Source organism: Paenibacillus algorifonticola, from assembly GCF_050481745.1.
Lineage (GTDB): Bacteria > Bacillota > Bacilli > Paenibacillales > Paenibacillaceae > Pristimantibacillus > Pristimantibacillus algorifonticola_A.
Genome location: NZ_JBCNGR010000013.1, coordinates 39,230 through 55,273 on the forward strand (window position 1 = coordinate 39,230; position 16,044 = coordinate 55,273).

At 45.0% G+C, this 16,044-nt stretch carries 15 protein-coding genes and 2 pseudogenes; 1 reads left to right on the forward strand and 16 read right to left on the reverse strand.

The window, feature by feature from the left end; all coding sequences use genetic code 11:
* Positions 1–17 precede the first annotated feature (17 nt).
* From ABEW34_RS14125 to ABEW34_RS14190, 14 genes are all read right to left on the reverse strand, one after another.
* Positions 18–971 (reverse strand): methyltransferase domain-containing protein, encoded by a 954-nt coding sequence (locus tag ABEW34_RS14125; RefSeq protein WP_430159782.1) that lies wholly within the window; start codon positions 969–971, stop codon positions 18–20.
* Between the two features lie 5 nt (positions 972–976).
* Positions 977–1,861 carry an FkbM family methyltransferase gene (locus ABEW34_RS14130; protein ID WP_430159785.1) on the reverse strand — a complete coding sequence of 295 codons (885 nt, stop codon included), beginning with the start codon at positions 1,859–1,861 and terminating at the stop codon, positions 977–979.
* A gap of 4 nt (positions 1,862–1,865) precedes the next feature.
* Positions 1,866–2,678 carry an ABC transporter permease gene (locus ABEW34_RS14135; RefSeq protein ID WP_430159788.1) on the reverse strand — a complete coding sequence of 271 codons (813 nt, stop codon included), beginning with the start codon at positions 2,676–2,678 and terminating at the stop codon, positions 1,866–1,868.
* Between the two features lie 4 nt (positions 2,679–2,682).
* Positions 2,683–3,492 carry an ABC transporter permease gene (locus tag ABEW34_RS14140; RefSeq protein WP_430159790.1) on the reverse strand — a complete coding sequence of 270 codons (810 nt, stop codon included), beginning with the start codon at positions 3,490–3,492 and terminating at the stop codon, positions 2,683–2,685.
* A complete protein-coding gene (locus ABEW34_RS14145) occupies positions 3,470–4,474 on the reverse strand; it encodes an ABC transporter ATP-binding protein (protein ID WP_430159793.1) in 1,005 nt (334 codons plus the stop codon). Before ABEW34_RS14145 ends, ABEW34_RS14140 begins: the two co-directional genes overlap by 23 nt.
* A gap of 32 nt (positions 4,475–4,506) precedes the next feature.
* Positions 4,507–5,685 carry a radical SAM protein gene (locus tag ABEW34_RS14150; protein ID WP_430159796.1) on the reverse strand — a complete coding sequence of 393 codons (1,179 nt, stop codon included), beginning with the start codon at positions 5,683–5,685 and terminating at the stop codon, positions 4,507–4,509.
* A gap of 42 nt (positions 5,686–5,727) precedes the next feature.
* Positions 5,728–6,816, reverse strand: coding sequence for a radical SAM protein (locus ABEW34_RS14155; protein ID WP_430159799.1), 1,089 nt, complete (start codon positions 6,814–6,816; stop codon positions 5,728–5,730).
* 27 nt (positions 6,817–6,843) lie between these two features.
* The gene (locus ABEW34_RS14160; protein WP_430159802.1) at positions 6,844–7,959 is read right to left on the reverse strand and encodes a UDP-glucuronosyltransferase; all 1,116 of its coding nucleotides are present in this window, start codon (positions 7,957–7,959) and stop codon (positions 6,844–6,846) included.
* Between the two features lie 44 nt (positions 7,960–8,003).
* Positions 8,004–9,362 carry a hypothetical protein gene (locus tag ABEW34_RS14165; protein ID WP_430159805.1) on the reverse strand — a complete coding sequence of 453 codons (1,359 nt, stop codon included), beginning with the start codon at positions 9,360–9,362 and terminating at the stop codon, positions 8,004–8,006.
* On the reverse strand, positions 9,359–9,610 hold the full coding sequence (locus ABEW34_RS14170) for an acyl carrier protein (RefSeq protein WP_430159807.1): 252 nt from the start codon (positions 9,608–9,610) through the stop codon (positions 9,359–9,361). Before ABEW34_RS14170 ends, ABEW34_RS14165 begins: the two co-directional genes overlap by 4 nt.
* A 13-nt stretch (positions 9,611–9,623) precedes the next feature.
* A complete protein-coding gene (locus tag ABEW34_RS14175) occupies positions 9,624–10,601 on the reverse strand; it encodes an NAD-dependent epimerase/dehydratase family protein (protein WP_430159937.1) in 978 nt (325 codons plus the stop codon).
* 520 nt (positions 10,602–11,121) lie between these two features.
* A complete protein-coding gene (locus ABEW34_RS14180) occupies positions 11,122–12,177 on the reverse strand; it encodes a hypothetical protein (protein WP_430159942.1) in 1,056 nt (351 codons plus the stop codon).
* 89 nt (positions 12,178–12,266) lie between these two features.
* Complete coding sequence (locus ABEW34_RS14185) at positions 12,267–13,757, reverse strand: class I adenylate-forming enzyme family protein (protein ID WP_430159810.1); 1,491 nt, start codon at positions 13,755–13,757, stop codon at positions 12,267–12,269.
* 40 nt (positions 13,758–13,797) lie between these two features.
* Complete coding sequence (locus ABEW34_RS14190; protein WP_430159813.1) at positions 13,798–14,040, reverse strand: phosphopantetheine-binding protein; 243 nt, start codon at positions 14,038–14,040, stop codon at positions 13,798–13,800.
* Between the two features lie 227 nt (positions 14,041–14,267).
* Here ABEW34_RS14190 and ABEW34_RS14195 point away from each other — a divergent pair.
* Positions 14,268–14,423: pseudogene (locus ABEW34_RS14195) on the forward strand (IS256 family transposase); the annotation flags it as partial.
* Between the two features lie 295 nt (positions 14,424–14,718).
* On the opposite strand, the pseudogene ABEW34_RS14200 reads toward ABEW34_RS14195, so the two are convergent.
* Positions 14,719–15,225 (reverse strand): annotated as a pseudogene (locus ABEW34_RS14200) (DEAD/DEAH box helicase family protein); the annotation flags it as partial.
* A 193-nt stretch (positions 15,226–15,418) separates the two neighbouring features.
* The gene (locus tag ABEW34_RS14205) at positions 15,419–15,805 is read right to left on the reverse strand and encodes a hypothetical protein (protein WP_430159814.1); all 387 of its coding nucleotides are present in this window, start codon (positions 15,803–15,805) and stop codon (positions 15,419–15,421) included.
* Between the last annotated feature and the right edge of the window lie 239 nt (positions 15,806–16,044).

Here is a 16,044-nt window from a genome sequence, read left to right on the forward strand (position 1 = left end):
TCGATATTAAAGCTATGTTACCTCTTAATAAGGTTCATCATACGGTATTGCCGCGTTCCAGCCTTCATCTCTTCATATTTCTTCGACCCGGGCAATGCGATGAAATCATTGATATCTCCAATATTCGTGCTCGCGTTGGTGTTGTTCGCAATCCCTTGTGTGCCAGTACGTTGCTTTGCGTTCTCATCACACGATAGAAGGACATTCGAAGTCACATCCTGATTGCGGATTACAGACAGGCCTGCTTCCTCTAACAGCCTCACGTTCTGCGCTACCTGATCTTCCAGCATCAGCTCCGTATACAGAAATACGCCGCCATATCTCATTATCCGGTACACCTCTTCATAGAAGCGTGATCGATTCGGATAGGCATGCGCGGATTCCATATTCAATACAACATCGAAGCTTTCGTCTGCGAACGGTATATTCTCCGCATCGCCGACGAGATAGAAAGATTCAGCCCATCGGGATTTGGCACTGCAATACGCAATATTCGCCGGGCAGATGTCGAGACCGACAATAGACAGAGGCTTGAAATATTTATGTAAAGCTGCTATGTTCCCTCCCCTGCCGCATCCGATGTCGATAACCTGCCGCTCCCGAATCGCCGTCCTGCCCACTGCCTCGAGCAGCAGCTTAACTGAATTTCTATTCCATACATCGTCGGGCTCGATCACCGCATGTTGCTCATTCCCGTACGAGACGTAACCATAGTTTAAGAAGGTTGCGAATCGGCCTATACCGGAAAGCGCAAGGGAGTTCGAAATCTCGCTATAATCTCGAATTTCTCCCTCTTTACGATTCCAATCGGAAGGGTGGACAAACTGCTCACGCCGGTCGAGCATCGATACATAACGATTATCAATCGTATATGCCGCATCGCAGTTGCGGCATTGCAGCCATGCATCCGACTGGGCCAGCTCACCCTTGCAGCTGGAGCATACCAACCTTGTATGCAGATGCTGTAACATGACTATCACCCAGCCGACGTATGCATTTGATTAAACGCGTACACATTATAGTAATTTGGGATATTCAAATCTTCGTAGTAATCGATCACGGCATAGAAGCCGTTGGTTCGAAAGATGTTCTCGAGCCTGCTGATCTGCTCTCCGTCCAGTCCATGTACCTCCATTACAATTTGCTTGATTTTGCCCCAATCTTCCGGATGGATGCCTTCCAGCACCTCGAACTCACTTTTTTCCACGTCGATTTTGAGCAGATCAATTTGGTTCAGATCGTAATAGCGGATCATTTCGGAGATCGTAGTTAGCTTGCATCGATAGATTTGTTCATTCAGAAGCTTCGGCGACATAAGATGATCGACAAATCGGTTTAGCATTCGCGGATCGGCGAAATCATCTCCGTAATGGTTAATTAACCCGTATCGGAGATCTTGATCGTGGTTCTCCCGGTATTTAATCTGGACAGAGTCCGTGGACATCGTAGGAAAATAGGCAAACTCCGCTTCCTTGATCTCATTGGAAAGCCCGACGTTAACCGTCGTTACGCGAGGCAGCGAGCTCGTATTCATCTTCAAGAGTTTAAACGTCGGAGGCAGTGGCTCAAAGGCATATACCTTGCAGTTGCTCTTGCTGCTGGCATATAGGGTGAACATGCCGATATTAGCCCCGACGTCCATGACCGTGCCATTATCCGGGAGTGTAATACCGTGCTTGAAATACATCTCCTTGTGGAAAATCTCGTTGTAGAGGAACTCGGTCTCGCCTTCGTTGTTTTGATAGATTTCGATCCCGTTGTGCAGCCGTTTCTTTGCGATGGCCTCTGTCTGCAACGGATGGCGCTCATGCTCCGTCCTGCTCATTCGATTCACCTTCTCAACAATTTGTTTTTTGGGCATTTCTCTAACTGCTGGCGCTTTCATAGCGTTTGACGGCAAACTTCCAGAACAGCCTGACCACTAGAAGCGATATAACGGGAGCTGCAAAAATCCATATCCCAAGGAACAAGTCCAATCGATCGATCAAATAAACCGACGGCATGTTGGTAATGAACAAAATCGGCACGACATACAGCCCAATTCTCCGCAGCCATTTGGGGTATATGTACATCGGCATATTGTTTAAATCCCAACATTTGTCGAGTATTTCGAAGATCGAACCGGACTTCACTGTCCAGAAGGCAAGAATTTGCGGAAGTAGAAGCACCGAATAGGTCACGATCGTGCTACTCAAGATTACGCCGATATATCCGGCCACGTGGATCAAGCTTGGATCGATGTCAAGACGCCGCCAGGCCAGTACGATCATCGTGATCCCGGCGATCAGGTTCGGGATCGGAAACGCGAAGTTAACGTGCCGGAATGAAATCATGAACTGTAGCGATAGCGGCTTCGTCATATACAAGTCGAGCGTCCCGTTGCGGATATGGCCGGCGAATCTATAAAAGTTATCCATAAACAGTCCTGTATAGATAGCGATCATAATCGTATAGGTCCCAGTGAAGATCATCATCTGGTCAGGAGATATTCCATTGATTTCGATCCCGAGCTGGAAAACGAACAAGATATAGATTAGCTTGGAAAACAGAAATACGGTCTCCATGATCAAACCGGAGTAGAAATTCGCTTTGTATTCCATGTAACCGACCAAGCTGTTCTTTGCGAAAATAAAAAACATACGTACATGCTTCCGAAACTCCGTCAAGCTGATACTCACAGATCTAACCTCCAACGGCTACATATTTCCTCATCCCGGAATCCCACGACAACTTGGAAATTATCATAAGCACAATTACCCAGACCGCCTGTAAGAGGAGCCCGCGCACGATTTCATGAATCATCAAGCTCCCATTGATGATGTTAACCGGGAAGAATACGACATATTGAAACGGTAAATAGCTGGATATTCTAGCAAACGTTTCTCCGAAAATATTAAGCGGAAAGATGGCGCCACTGAGCAGATAGACGCCTTGGTTGAACGCGATATAAACGCCCCAAACCTCAGTAATGATGAAAGCGAGAGCACTAATCGAATAAAAAAGCAGGAAGTTGATGAGCAGTCCGAACAGAATACTGACCAAGAACATAACGATCTGCACCCCTCTAAGCTGAAACTCCCAAATCTGAGTAAAAACGATCATCAGTATGACGAATAAGACAAGGACGACCCCGGTCTGAACCGTTTTCCCACCAAAAAAATTGCATATCCGATAGCTGAAATAATGAATGGGCTGAGCAATAAATTTGCTCAGTCCACCCGTCTTGATATCATTCGCGATTTCCCCTTCAAAGCCGGCAGAAACCAGCTTGGAGACGACGCCGGACAACACGGAATAAATGATTATCTGCGAATAAGAATAGCCGTTAATGATCTCATGCGGCGAACTGCGAAACACAGCCGTCCAGAGAAAGCATTGGACGAGAATGATGAAGCCGCCGCTGATGATACTCATCAGGAAATCGATCCGATACTCCATCGCATTCTGAAGCGCAAGGATGTACGTCCTTTTATACTTCTGCAAGGCTTTCATGTCTGATCCCATCTTTCTGATACAAGCTTTCGATTCCTCGCTCGACAGGTATATCTTCAATTGTGAAATCGAGGATCGGGAACCGGTCCAACATCATCTTGGAAAGCCGCTGGAGGTCATGCTTATCGATCTCCATAACGGCATTCATGCCGTCATGTTGCATGATAGCGCCATAGTCGCTTAGCGCTTGCCTCGGCACTTCGTCCGTAAACTGCAGCTTGATGATCTTTTTTGCATGAAACAGCTCGTTCACACGCCGAAGATCGCCGTCGTATACGATCTTCCCTTGATTGATGATGATCGTTCGTTTGCATAGATCCTCAATATCCGCCATGTAGTGGCTTGTCAGAATGACCGTTGCTTTCGTCTGCTGGTTATAATACTTCAGGAACTCCCGAATGCGCTTCTGCGAAATCAGATCGAGTCCGATTGTAGGCTCATCCAGGAAAATCACCTTGGGCCGGTGGATGAGCGACGCAATTAGCTCCATCTTCATCCGTTCCCCCAGCGAAAGCCTCCGCACCTGAATGTTGAGCAGGTCTTTTACGTCAAGCATCTCCGTAAGCTCATCCAGGACAAGGTTGTAGGGCTTATCCTCGACCTCATAGATGCATTTGTTCAGGTACAACGATTCGTTCGCCGGTAAATCCCACCACAACTGCGATTTCTGCCCCATCACGATCGAGAACTGCATCTTGAATTCTTTCTTTCGTTCCCAAGGGACATAGCCTAATACATTCGCCTGCCCGCTTGTCGGATACAAGATGCCGGACAGCATCTTAAGCGTAGTCGTTTTGCCGGAGCCGTTCGGGCCTAAGAATCCGACCATCTCGCCTTGCTCGATTACAAGTGATATTTCGCTAACCGCTTCTTTGATTAGTGATTTCCGCTTCACTAAATTTTTCAGCGATTTTTTGAACCCCAATTCTTTTTCGTAGTAATTGAAGCTTTTGGATAAGCGTTCCACTTGGATAATGCTCACTGGTGCACCTCATTTATGCTAATGTAGAATAGTTAAACACCGTGCAAATGCAAGACACTGCACTTGGAACATGCCGGTGTCAGTCGTTCGTCCATCATTTCCCTTATCCTTCTGTAGGTCATGCTGTGCCATAATTCCTGTACGGACGCTTCATTTAATTTGCCGATCTCAAACTCCTTGAAAAATTTGCACGCGACAATCGTTCCATCGGGCGTAATATCCATCCGGTTCGAGAGAGCCAGGCACTTCTTGTTCATCGTGCCTTTACCCCTTACCTCTTTGCCGAGCACGAAATCTTCGATCTGGTCATGATCCAGATTCGGCTGGTAGCGCAAACGCATTTTCCAGACCCGATTATTAACCCGGTCCAACTCGCTCATCAAAGCAGGGATACGCTCCGGATCGAGCTTGTAGTTAAAGGCGTGCCAGCTGCGTTCGCCCTTGTGCTCGCTCGCCGGAAGGAAGTCGAACTTCTGGTCGAAGTAATCGTCCATTCCCTGCGAGCACTCGTCCGAGATGTACCACGGGAAGCAGACCATGACCATATCTACGCCAACGCCCTCCAGGAAGTCCAGCAGATCGTAAAGCTTGTCGGTCATAGCATCATTAACGACGGTATGGATTGTAATTTTGCCCCTGAATCGGTTTTCCTTGCGCAGCTCGACTAGCATCCGGATAGCATCTATCGCCTTGTTGAATACCCCTTTGCCGCGAAGCGCATCATTCTCTTCTTCGAATCCGTCAAGCGCAATGAGCAGCTCCAAGTTGTCGGAGATTCTCTGCAAGGCGTCCAGCTTTCGCTCGATCAGCATCGCGTTCGTGCAGATCGTCGTCTCGCGAGGATAGGCTTCAAGCAAATCGGCCAAACGGTCGAAATGGCTGTATACGAGCGGCTCGCCGCCCCAGATATAGAGTCTCGACTTGGCTGGCTCCGTCTCGAGGATCAGTTTCTCCAGCAGCCCGTAGTCGAGCTGTTCCCGCTGCTGCTCCGGTGTCATGAAGTGATGGTAGCCGGTGTCGTTCCATTGATAGCAATGCTTGCAGCGCAAGTTGCATTGGTTCGTCAGTTTAATCCCGACCGACTCTGGCAACGGTGTCGCGTAACCCGCTATTTTCTCCATGTTCCGCTTTGTTTCCACCGTATTCTTGATGGTACGTTTCAATATTTGCAAATCCTTTGGGGAATGCTTAATCTCTGATTTCGGATTCATATCAACACAACCTTCTTAAACGTATTAGGTTATTCACATGAATCAGTAGATATAATACCTTGAACAAGCCGTACAAATCGGAAGCATATTTTTTTTCATATACGTGCGATAATCTTTGTACTTGTCACTACTCCAGATATCCAGCAAATTCTCGTCGTTCACGTTGCCGAAGGTCAAATCATAGAAGGCATGGCAGGGCGAAACATCGCCCCTTGCCGTAATCTCCGCATAAACCCATGGAAGGGAGCACCGATTTCGTTTATCAGCCATCTGATGGAATTGCCCCGAGAAATAGTTGCGCAAATTTAGTTCATCTATCGTCTTCGGATAGGTAATCACATGGATGCGGTTTTTCAAGCAATACTCTTTAACATTATTGAGCTGTCTCGTCAATTCCGGAATATCGATCTGGCTGAACGAACTGATGTCCCGCCACACCATCCCCTTGGCATAAGGAGCTTCATGCACGTCGAATGTTTCATTTAGAACCTCCACATATTGGGCATACTGCTCTTCCGTTGCATAGAGCTGTACTTCCATGCTGATATGGTCCAACATCGACAAGTCGATATGCTTAAAGAAAAATTCCTCGACGTACATATAGTTCAAGGGCGTAATGATAAAGGATACACCCATCTTCGGAAATTGCTTGCCTTTGCTTTCCCGAAGCTCATAGAGCTTCTCGATCCCCTTGATTACTTTCTTGAATACGCCTTTGCCCCTCTGCCTGTCGTTGATTTCCTCAGGGCCGTCGAGCGACATCCAGATCTTATTGGGAGCAGTCTCGACAAGCATCTCGGCATGCTGCTCGAGCAATGTGCCGTTCGTGGGGAAGTCCGCTATGCTTCCATAATGATTGATCATGGCGAGAATGTCGCTCAGCCAAGGGTACATTAGCGGCTCGCCGCCGAAGAAATCGTAATACGGCTTGCCCGGGCTGCACTCGACGATGATCTTTTTGATCAGCTCCGGATCCAGCTGCGCTAACGTTTTTTTGCTTTTGTAGGGCCCTTCGAGTCCCCACTCATAGCACATCTTGCATCGTAAATTGCACTCCTCCAACAGCTGCAAGACGATCCATCTCGGATAGCTTGTCGTATCTTGGGCGACACTCAATTTGTTTACGCTCATCGCATAACCCCTTCTGCCATTGAAATCTTACCCCTTCGTTAACGCGACTCTCGCACAATAATGATCCACATAATTCGTCCGTTTTCCGGGTCTGTTCATGATCGCTTGATGCATCTCCTTAAGGACCTCTACGGAAAAATCCATCTCCCGCCACTTCTCGTAGCGTATTCCGAACCCAAGCGACTCCCACAATTCCAAATTGCTAAGCTCGTGACTTCCGAACGGCTCCAGCAGAATAAGAGGGGTTTCGGATGCAAGCGAGTCGATCAATGTGCCCGCTCCCGGCTTGGCCACGATAGCCATCGCCTCCGAAGCGACGTCGAATAACCAATGATGATCAACCTTAGCGGCGTATGAATTCGTAGCTTCTCCCGTTATTTCGATGTATGGCGGAAACTCGTGCAGGCCGTTCGCGCTCTTCACCCATGCACACCATTTTGGATCGTTCATCCAATATCGGTGATCGGGATCGGGCTTGGCTTCCTTCCAATCGTAAGCTACGATATCAAGCCCATAGTTATGGCCGACAAGCTCTGGAACTTTACTTTGATAAGTGCCCATCCCCCAGCCGCCGCCATGAACAACAAGCCGCCGCTTCCTCGAGTCGAAGGGCAGTGGCGTACCATGAAGAACCGGGATTTCGCATCGAATCTCCATCTTGTCAGTGTCATAGAGACAAGCATTGTAATAATACTCGTCATAGCGAGGGTGAAACTTCTTCAGGCTCTTCCAAGACGGGGCTAGATCTGAATCGACGTAGAGCAGGTCTACATGAATTTGATTCGGCAGCATCTTCTCCCTATACAAATCCAGAATATAGACCCAGTGTCCGGATAGCGATATGAATTCGTACCGCTCTTCCGCTTTCCACGTCTCCAGCAATAGCTCGACCTGGGCATAATCAATGCTGCCCCGGATATCCATCGGCATTCGGGCCGATAAATTGGCAAGTGCGAAATTATTGTGGTAAGCCTTCCTGCTGTCTGCAATATGATCCATCTTGTCTTGCTCCAAATAGCTTTCGAACACGAGCACTTCCGTCGCGATATCCCTTTTCTCGAAATCGCTTGCAGCTAACAGGCCGGGAATATAGAAACCCAGACCGAAACCCGAGCATAGAATCGTTACTTTCCGCTTACCCATAAAATTTCTTCCTCCATTCATGGCTTCAAGCGCTTCGGACTGCATCAGCGGGCGATCTTGAAGGATAACGAGGAAAGCACCTCCTTAACCTTAGCGGTCAATCGTTCGTTATCCCATTCCCCCTCAATCAACGAATAATACAATCTGCCTTTCACCTGCTTATTCCGAATCCCCTTGCACTCGCTGACGACTTTGTTAATAAGGAGCGTATTCGCGCTTAACGGTAAAATGCCGAACCCTCGATCAGGCTTATATAGAACACCCTCGCGGTCCAGCGATTCCAGTAATTGATCGAATGGTACATCGCATGCAAACTGTAAGGTCGCATGCGTCATGCTCCCGGCCGTATCGTGCTTCTCCAGGTATCGGTCAACGTAATGCTTGATCAGACTCATCGATCTTCTTGCATTCACCTCAACGATCGGAACGATGCGGCCGTCTGTCAACAGCATAGAATCGACGCATACGTCGCCGTGATAACCCGACCGGTAAAGCTCGCGAGCCGCCCGTTTCATTACATCAAAATACTCCGCTTCCTGCAGCATATGAAGCAGCCTATCGTCGGCTGTATAGGAGCCTTGGTAAGCGAAATTGCGATTGACCAATTGCTGCACTGAGATATGTCGGTAAGTACCGTCCGGATCGATGTGGAATTGGCAAGAAAAATCCGATTCCTTGCGGAGGAACGGCTCAATAATAAACCGAACCGTTCTTCCCCTGCTGCACTGATCGGCGAGATAGGATGTGACTCGCTGCAAAATCGCTTCCGACTCGATCAGCAAATTCCCTTTCCCGGATACCCCAAACTCATCTTTGATCAGGAAGGGTCCTTGATTCAGCAAAGTCAAGCCGCTTGCCAGCAGCTCTTCGTGAGAATAGACCGTCTGGCTGTCACACCGAAGATCAAGGCGACGGTTCAATTCGGTTGAATACAGCTTCGAATTGACAGTCTGAACCGTTTCGATAGCTGGAAAATCCTGTTCCAGTCCGTAACGCGCTGCAGTACGATCCGCCCCCGGAATGACGGCAAAGGGAGACAACCGGGCGCCGTCCAGCGAGTGTAGATCGATGTCACCCATTCGATCGGCTGATGTGAGCAGGTCGAATATATTGGCGGTTCTGCCTGCGCTTCCTCTATCAGGACTCTCGAGATTGGTTGAATTGGAAAGAAATTTAAATCCGATCTCATGCAAATACTCTTTATGGCAATCGTTCATTCGATAGCGAGTAATGAGCCTATCCTGCGCCTCGCAAAATGGGAAGAGCAGCTCATCCATGGCCATCACGACATTCTCCATTTCAGGATCGGGAAACGACGGCAGTTTGGCTAGATTAGGGTCGCGCCAGAAGCGTTCCGCGTCAAATGTCCCGATAATGAGCTCGAACTTGCGTCTATCGTTCATACAGGTGCCGTCTTCTGCAGCTCCGTGATATAATTGCAGAAGGTCGTGACCGACTCCATAAGATTGAAGTCGAATTGTTCAAAATCGATTTCAATACCGAAACGCTCTTCCACCTTTAATACGAAAGTAATTAGCTGTAAAGAGTCCAATCCCCCGTCTTCCATGATGTTGGAATGCTCGTTCAAGCTGGTTGCCAGTTGGGCGTCGTCCTTGATTTCGCTTATCATCGCTATGATCTGTTCTTGCATAGGTACCTCCCGTTTAATGGATATATTGACCCTGGTAATAATGGATCGTTCTAGCGAGTGCATCATGCAAACCGATCGCCGGTTTCCAGTCCATAATCGTCCTTGAAATGGTAATATCCGGCTTCCTTCTCCTCGGATCGTCTTCCGGCAGCGGGAGAAACTCGATCTGCGCGTTGGAGTTCATTAGCTCCTTCAATATTTGGGCGACCTCAAGTATGGTGACTTCCTCCGGATTCCCCAAATTGACTGGCTGTTCATACGTGGTGCTCAGCAGTCTCACAATCCCTTCCAGCAAATCGTCGATATACTGAAAGCTTCTCGTCTGTCTGCCGTCGCCATAAATCGTAAGGTTTTGCTTTGACATGATTTGATTAATGAAATTGGTAATGACGCGTCCGTCATTTAAATCCATCTTCGGGCCGAATGTATTGAATATCCGAATGACCCTTACCGGTATGCCGTATTTCCTGTTCATCCAGTAGGTGATCGCCTCTGCATACCGCTTCGCTTCGTTGTAGCAGCTTCTTGCTCCAACCGAATTCACGTTGCCATAGTAGCTCTCCGGCTGAGGGTGAACGGTTGGATTACCGTAGATCTCGCTTGTTGAAGCCAAGAAGAAAGCAGCCTGCTTTTCTTTGGCCAGATGCAGCAGATGCATCGTTCCTTCGCTGTTGACCCTCATCGTTTCGATCGGATAGGACAAATATTTGGGCGGGCTGGCAGGACTTGCGAAATGCATCACCCAATCGACAGGGCCTTCAATTGCGAGCGGATAAATGACGTCATGCTCAATAAACTTGAAATTTGGCGACCGTAAGAGACTGTCTATGTTGACAGTCGACCCAGTCAGAAAATTATCGACACCGATAACGGTATGGCCTTCCCGCAGCAGCCTCTCGGCAAGGTTGGAACCGATGAAGCCTGCGACTCCTGTTAATACAATGAATATTATGATCCCCCCTTGCTTAAGGTTTGTGAAACCACTGTTAATTCAATCGGTGATCCATGTAGATGATTAGATAATTAAGGATCGAAAATCCTTAATAACCAATTTTTATATTCTTATACATAGATTATCATAAAAAACTTGCGTTCAGCACCCAATAAATTTATAGATATTACCTTACAAATTATAGGTATTTAACAAGCAGGAACTGTGCGTTGCTCCCAAACTAAACAGGTACGCGTCTATGCATTAATCAAAACATTGTCGGGTCAAATGCCAAGAGAGATTCTTGAAGTGAGTGGATTCGCTGTGGAGTTGCTGGGAATAAAGCGATTGAAGCAATGCGGATCGTTGGAAGACAAGAAGGAAAAAAGGCTGTCAGCAAACGGATAAAACCAACACAAGAGCGACTGTTTGGAGCTTATTCAATACGCTGTATAGCAAAGCTTATAATCCCAGCATCACTCCCTCCATATATATACCTAGATTACCACCGGCTTCGGGTTGGGCTTCTACCCGATGCAATATGAGATATCCCGAGCTGACATCATCTACTCCCTCGACGTTACTGAATGCCTACCCGCTTCAGCCATCGTTCAAGGAATATTGATTCTTCATTTTCTATATTCGTTATCAGCGTATGTAAGCTTTCTAAAATACTCATATCCCTTGTCAAATTATATTTAAGCGCTACATTCACAAGTATGTTCGCCTTAACTTCAATTGATATGAATTCGTCTATATCCTCTTGATTTAATTTACTTAGATGCCGATTATCGTACAAATACTTGAGTCTTAACGTCATTATCTTCTTATGATCATAAATTAAATGAAAGGGTCTTATATCAAGTTTAGACTTTTTTTTCGATGTCTCTTTCACATAATTTAATAGAGTTGTGTATATTCGCATGCCGAAGTCAAGATTATCCCTGTCGCCCCCATAGTTGAACATCTCCCAATATTCCGGCGTTTTCTTAGTGAAATAGTTTCTTATAGAATTTACTAGGGTATCTGCACTGAAATTATCCTGATATTGATCATTGAATTTATACAGATAAACCATTTCTCTTAGATAATCATGATTTGTTGTTAAATGGTTAGTGTTGAAAGCAAGATTGAAATCTGCAAATGATATTTCAGCTTGACTATAAACTCCGTTCTTAAAAAAATCGGAAACATACAATATCTCTCTATTTAAATCATAACCATAAACAAATATGTCATGATGCAAATGGAGTCTATTATATCGTTCGCTTAATGGTACGTAGAAATAATTCACCATTGTGTGGACATAATGATTTGAATTAATGTTTTCTATAATAAAATGAATAACAGATTCCCATTTAGTTGTTACAGTGTCTCTATGTATCTTTTGAGTAGTAATCCATTTGCATGCATCTGAAGGTCGCAGCTCATAAGTCAGAGGGAAATAAAAATCTCCCCAATTATGTTTATAATCTTTGTTAATATATAATTGAATATAATTACTAAATATCCATGGGTGTGCGCACTCATAATGAGTAAGTATGGACAAGAGATGAGCATGTTGCGTATATGTTGTAATCATCGGATAACTTATTGGCAATATTCCCCTGCCCAATGTTGGAGTTGTATTCTTCAATTTTTTCGTTCACCCCTAGTTATCTTATTAAGTTGCTTAAGGATGTCGAAGAGGCGTGTTCTCCAACATCATGGGTCCAACTTGTTTGTTCAGTATATCTCATTTAGCAATAAGCGCTTCGTACTTGCCCTGTCCAGTTTTCCTGTTTTTGTTTTTGGAATTTCATCTATAATCCTCCATTGTCTAGGCACTTTATACGACGACAAATGCAAGTTGCAATGTTTTGTCAGCGCATCTATATCAACCAGACATTCTTCAAAAACTTTCAGAAATGCGATGGGTACTTCGCCTAATAGATCATCGTGCACACCAACAACTATGACTTCCTCAACTTCTTTCAAGCCATATAAAAACTCTTCGATTTCTTCCGGATAGATATTGATACCGCCGGATATAATGATATTTTTCTTTCTGCCTGTGATTATGAGACATCTTGATTCATTCCAATATCCCAAATCTCCTGTCTTTAACCAACCATCAACAATTGTATCGTTCGTTAACTCTGGGTTTTTGTAATAACCGAGCATCACATTTGGGCCCTTGACCCAAATTTCTCCGATAGCTGCTCCTTCAACCTCATTCTCTTCTTCGTCAACAAGTCGAATAGAAACGTCACTGATGGGTGATCCACAGGATAAGCAGCGGTCTCCCCGTTCCATCATGCTCACCCGCGGAGAGGCTTCTGTCAATCCATAGGTTTGAATAATGTCCGCTTTGGGAAATACAGTCTGAAGATGGTCTACTAATTTCGCGGGAATCGCCGCACCGCTAATAACAATAAATTTAATTGAATCAAAGGCACTCCAGTTTGTTGTCTGATGAAAATCGGAAACAAAGTGCATCAATTGCGTAGGCACCGCTGAGAATGCCGTGACCGCCTTATTCTGAAACAGTTTAAACGCTGTGCGCGGCAGCAAGGGCAAGCTGATAAGTTTAATTCGGGTTCCATAAAGCATGCAAGAAATCAATTGCGTGACAATCGTAGAACTGAAATGAACGGGCATCGTTACAAGAAACGAATCTTGATCCGTATAACCCACCTTTCCGCCATGTGCCAACGCATTCGTTAATACATTCCAATGGGATAACATAACGATTTTAGATTTTCCGGTTGTGCCCGATGTAGGAAGGAGAATCGCACATTGATTGGGATCGGATTGATTCGTGAGCGTGATCGATTCAAACGAAGGCATCGGTTCTTGCGATAAATCCTGAGCGGTAACCCAAGGAATGTCGCAATTTAAATGCGCAGGCTGTGCATATTTGCTGATAACCAGTTTGGCGTCACTGGCATTTAAAATATTTTCAATTTCAGTTTTGGATGCCGAATAAGGAACCGGTACTAATACATAACCGCAGAACTGAATGCCAAGCGCCGCAATAATGAACAAGGGCTCATTATTTGTGTATAATGCAAGATGACTTCCGGACTCAAGATCAAAGTTCTTCTTTATATATAAAGCAATCAAGTATGCTTCTGTCATCACCTCCGCGTAAGTCCAGTGCTGCTTGATATCTTGAAGGATAATATGTTCTTTGCGATCACAAGCTTCCATAAATAAACGCTCAATGATAGTCATAATCTCCTCCTCTATATGATCTATCTAGCTCCATTGCAATTTATGATATCGTTTTCTCGGTCAAATAATTAAGGATTAATCCAGCCGTGGAGAACTTTTCAAACAATAGGTCCTCATCAGGGATCGCGATGTTAAACTTCGATTCCATTGAAACAATAAGCTTGATGAAGCTAGCCGAATCGATCCCTTGATCCAACAAATTGGTATCGTGGTCATCTGGATACTCGATTTCAAGCTCAGCAAAAATTTCATCTCTCAAGATAAATTCAATTGATCTAGACATCATGTTTCCTCCGTTCGATAATCTTTAGAAAGGCTGGTTAGAGAGGATGGCATACATGGTGATATTCAGTAATGAGCAAGTGAAAGTGATTGTGAAGGAGAACAATCTCAAAACGATGGACAATGTGCATTCGCACTGAAAGAGTTGTTTGCAGAGACGCTGCAATTTATGCTGGAGGCGGAATATGACACGGTGCAGAACATGAAAAGCATGACGCGAAAAGTACAACGACGGAAATGCTCGAGGGTTACCATCGTCAACATCGCAAAGCCACTAAAGAAAAAAGCATTTTCCCAAGCGATTAAGCGCTGCTGAAAATGCTCTACATAACTACGATGAATGTCACTCGTAAATGGACAGGGCGTGTACAAAACTGGGACTAAGTACCCATCACCTCTCCATTTTCTTCCTCGACGGGAACGAACAATATTGCGTTAAAGTTTTGCTTCAAGAGAGTTTACACTAGTAGATTCACAGTACCTAGTGCTTACTATATTTAATATAAATTACAAATCTACCAATTGTCAACAAGCTTGAATAATTCCGTTAATGCCCTCTAGAATTCCATTCGTCATCTGGCTGTTTCTCTCATTTGCGATTGTTTCATCATGTTAATGCGGTGACAACGTCAATTCTTTTCATGATAGTATCTTCGCTTTTCGTGACGTCTATTTGACATAGGATGCTGGCTATATCACATTGACGTTGTGTCAAAATTTCTTCCCGATGAGCCACGAATAACAGCCTGGCTCGGGCGTTCCGCTGAGTAAACCGTCGGTAGTCAAAAGCAGAAATGACCGTTTTGCCTACACCTGAAGCGGCGACAAGCAAGTTTTTCGACCTGCCGTATAACGTTCTCTCCGCTTCCAGCTTCTCGAGGATTTCCCCTTGCTCGTGCAGCTCCAGCTCCTCATAATCCTGATGATCGAGACTATTCCTTAGCGAGGCTATCATTTCGTTGCAGGCCCGGACCTGCGCTAGTACCGCCTCTTCGTCGCTATTGAAACTCTCACGCACCAGCTTTAAGGCTCGGCGAATAACAGTCGCGATATAATTGGAAAGCAGCTTCCGAGCTTCCTCCGGATCAAGCGGCTCCTTGCCAATATCATAGGCGGACGAATCTAATGCTCCCAGCTGCCTCAACGTTCCGTTATTGATGATCTGTTCATAAAGACCTTGCTTCATGGAACACCTCTGTGTGTTTGGAATCAGTCATTAAGCATGAATAATTAGTAGGCTTCATATATATCTGCGTATACTTCTGCTTCTGTTTTCAACCAGCCGATTTCTTTCAGCCATATATTCATGTCAGTCAGAGACGCATCAGTATTTAGATTTTCTATCTAGTATTTCTTGAGGTTCTCAGATAAAAACTAAATTAGTCCATAAACATAGTTGAACATATAGATATGTCCATGGCAGGTGCATCCAACCCTACAAATTTAAAATTTATTACACAAAAATCATACATGTAGGATACAAATGTAAACTGCTCATAGGTTTTAAACTCAGTATCTCCAAATATTTTCACTACATCATCAATAAGCACCGATTCATCACAGCATATTCCGATTCTATAAATTAAATCATCTACAATTTCAAGTTCCATATTATTAAATGAATAAATGGGATACCCCGTATCATCTACTATTCTAATATCTTCAAATCTGGATTCATCAAATTTACTGCCTAGGGGAACCCCTTCGAACGCCCTATCTTTCAATACATCTTTAATTTTATATAAAAATTCATAATTTTTCTCCACTTTGTCCTCCACTATCCATAAAATCCGAGTTCTACAATAATCATACCAATATCCACCAAAATAGTATATCAGTGAGTCGAAGAATGTAGAAAAAAGAACCTCCTGTACAGGAAGTTCTCCAATTTGTTATTTGATTAAAAGCTTAGCATAATCATCCCGATATTATCTTACCACGCACTCCACATGGGCGGGTTTCGTAATTTATTTTTTTTGCCGTTTGATTGATAAAATCAACTTCA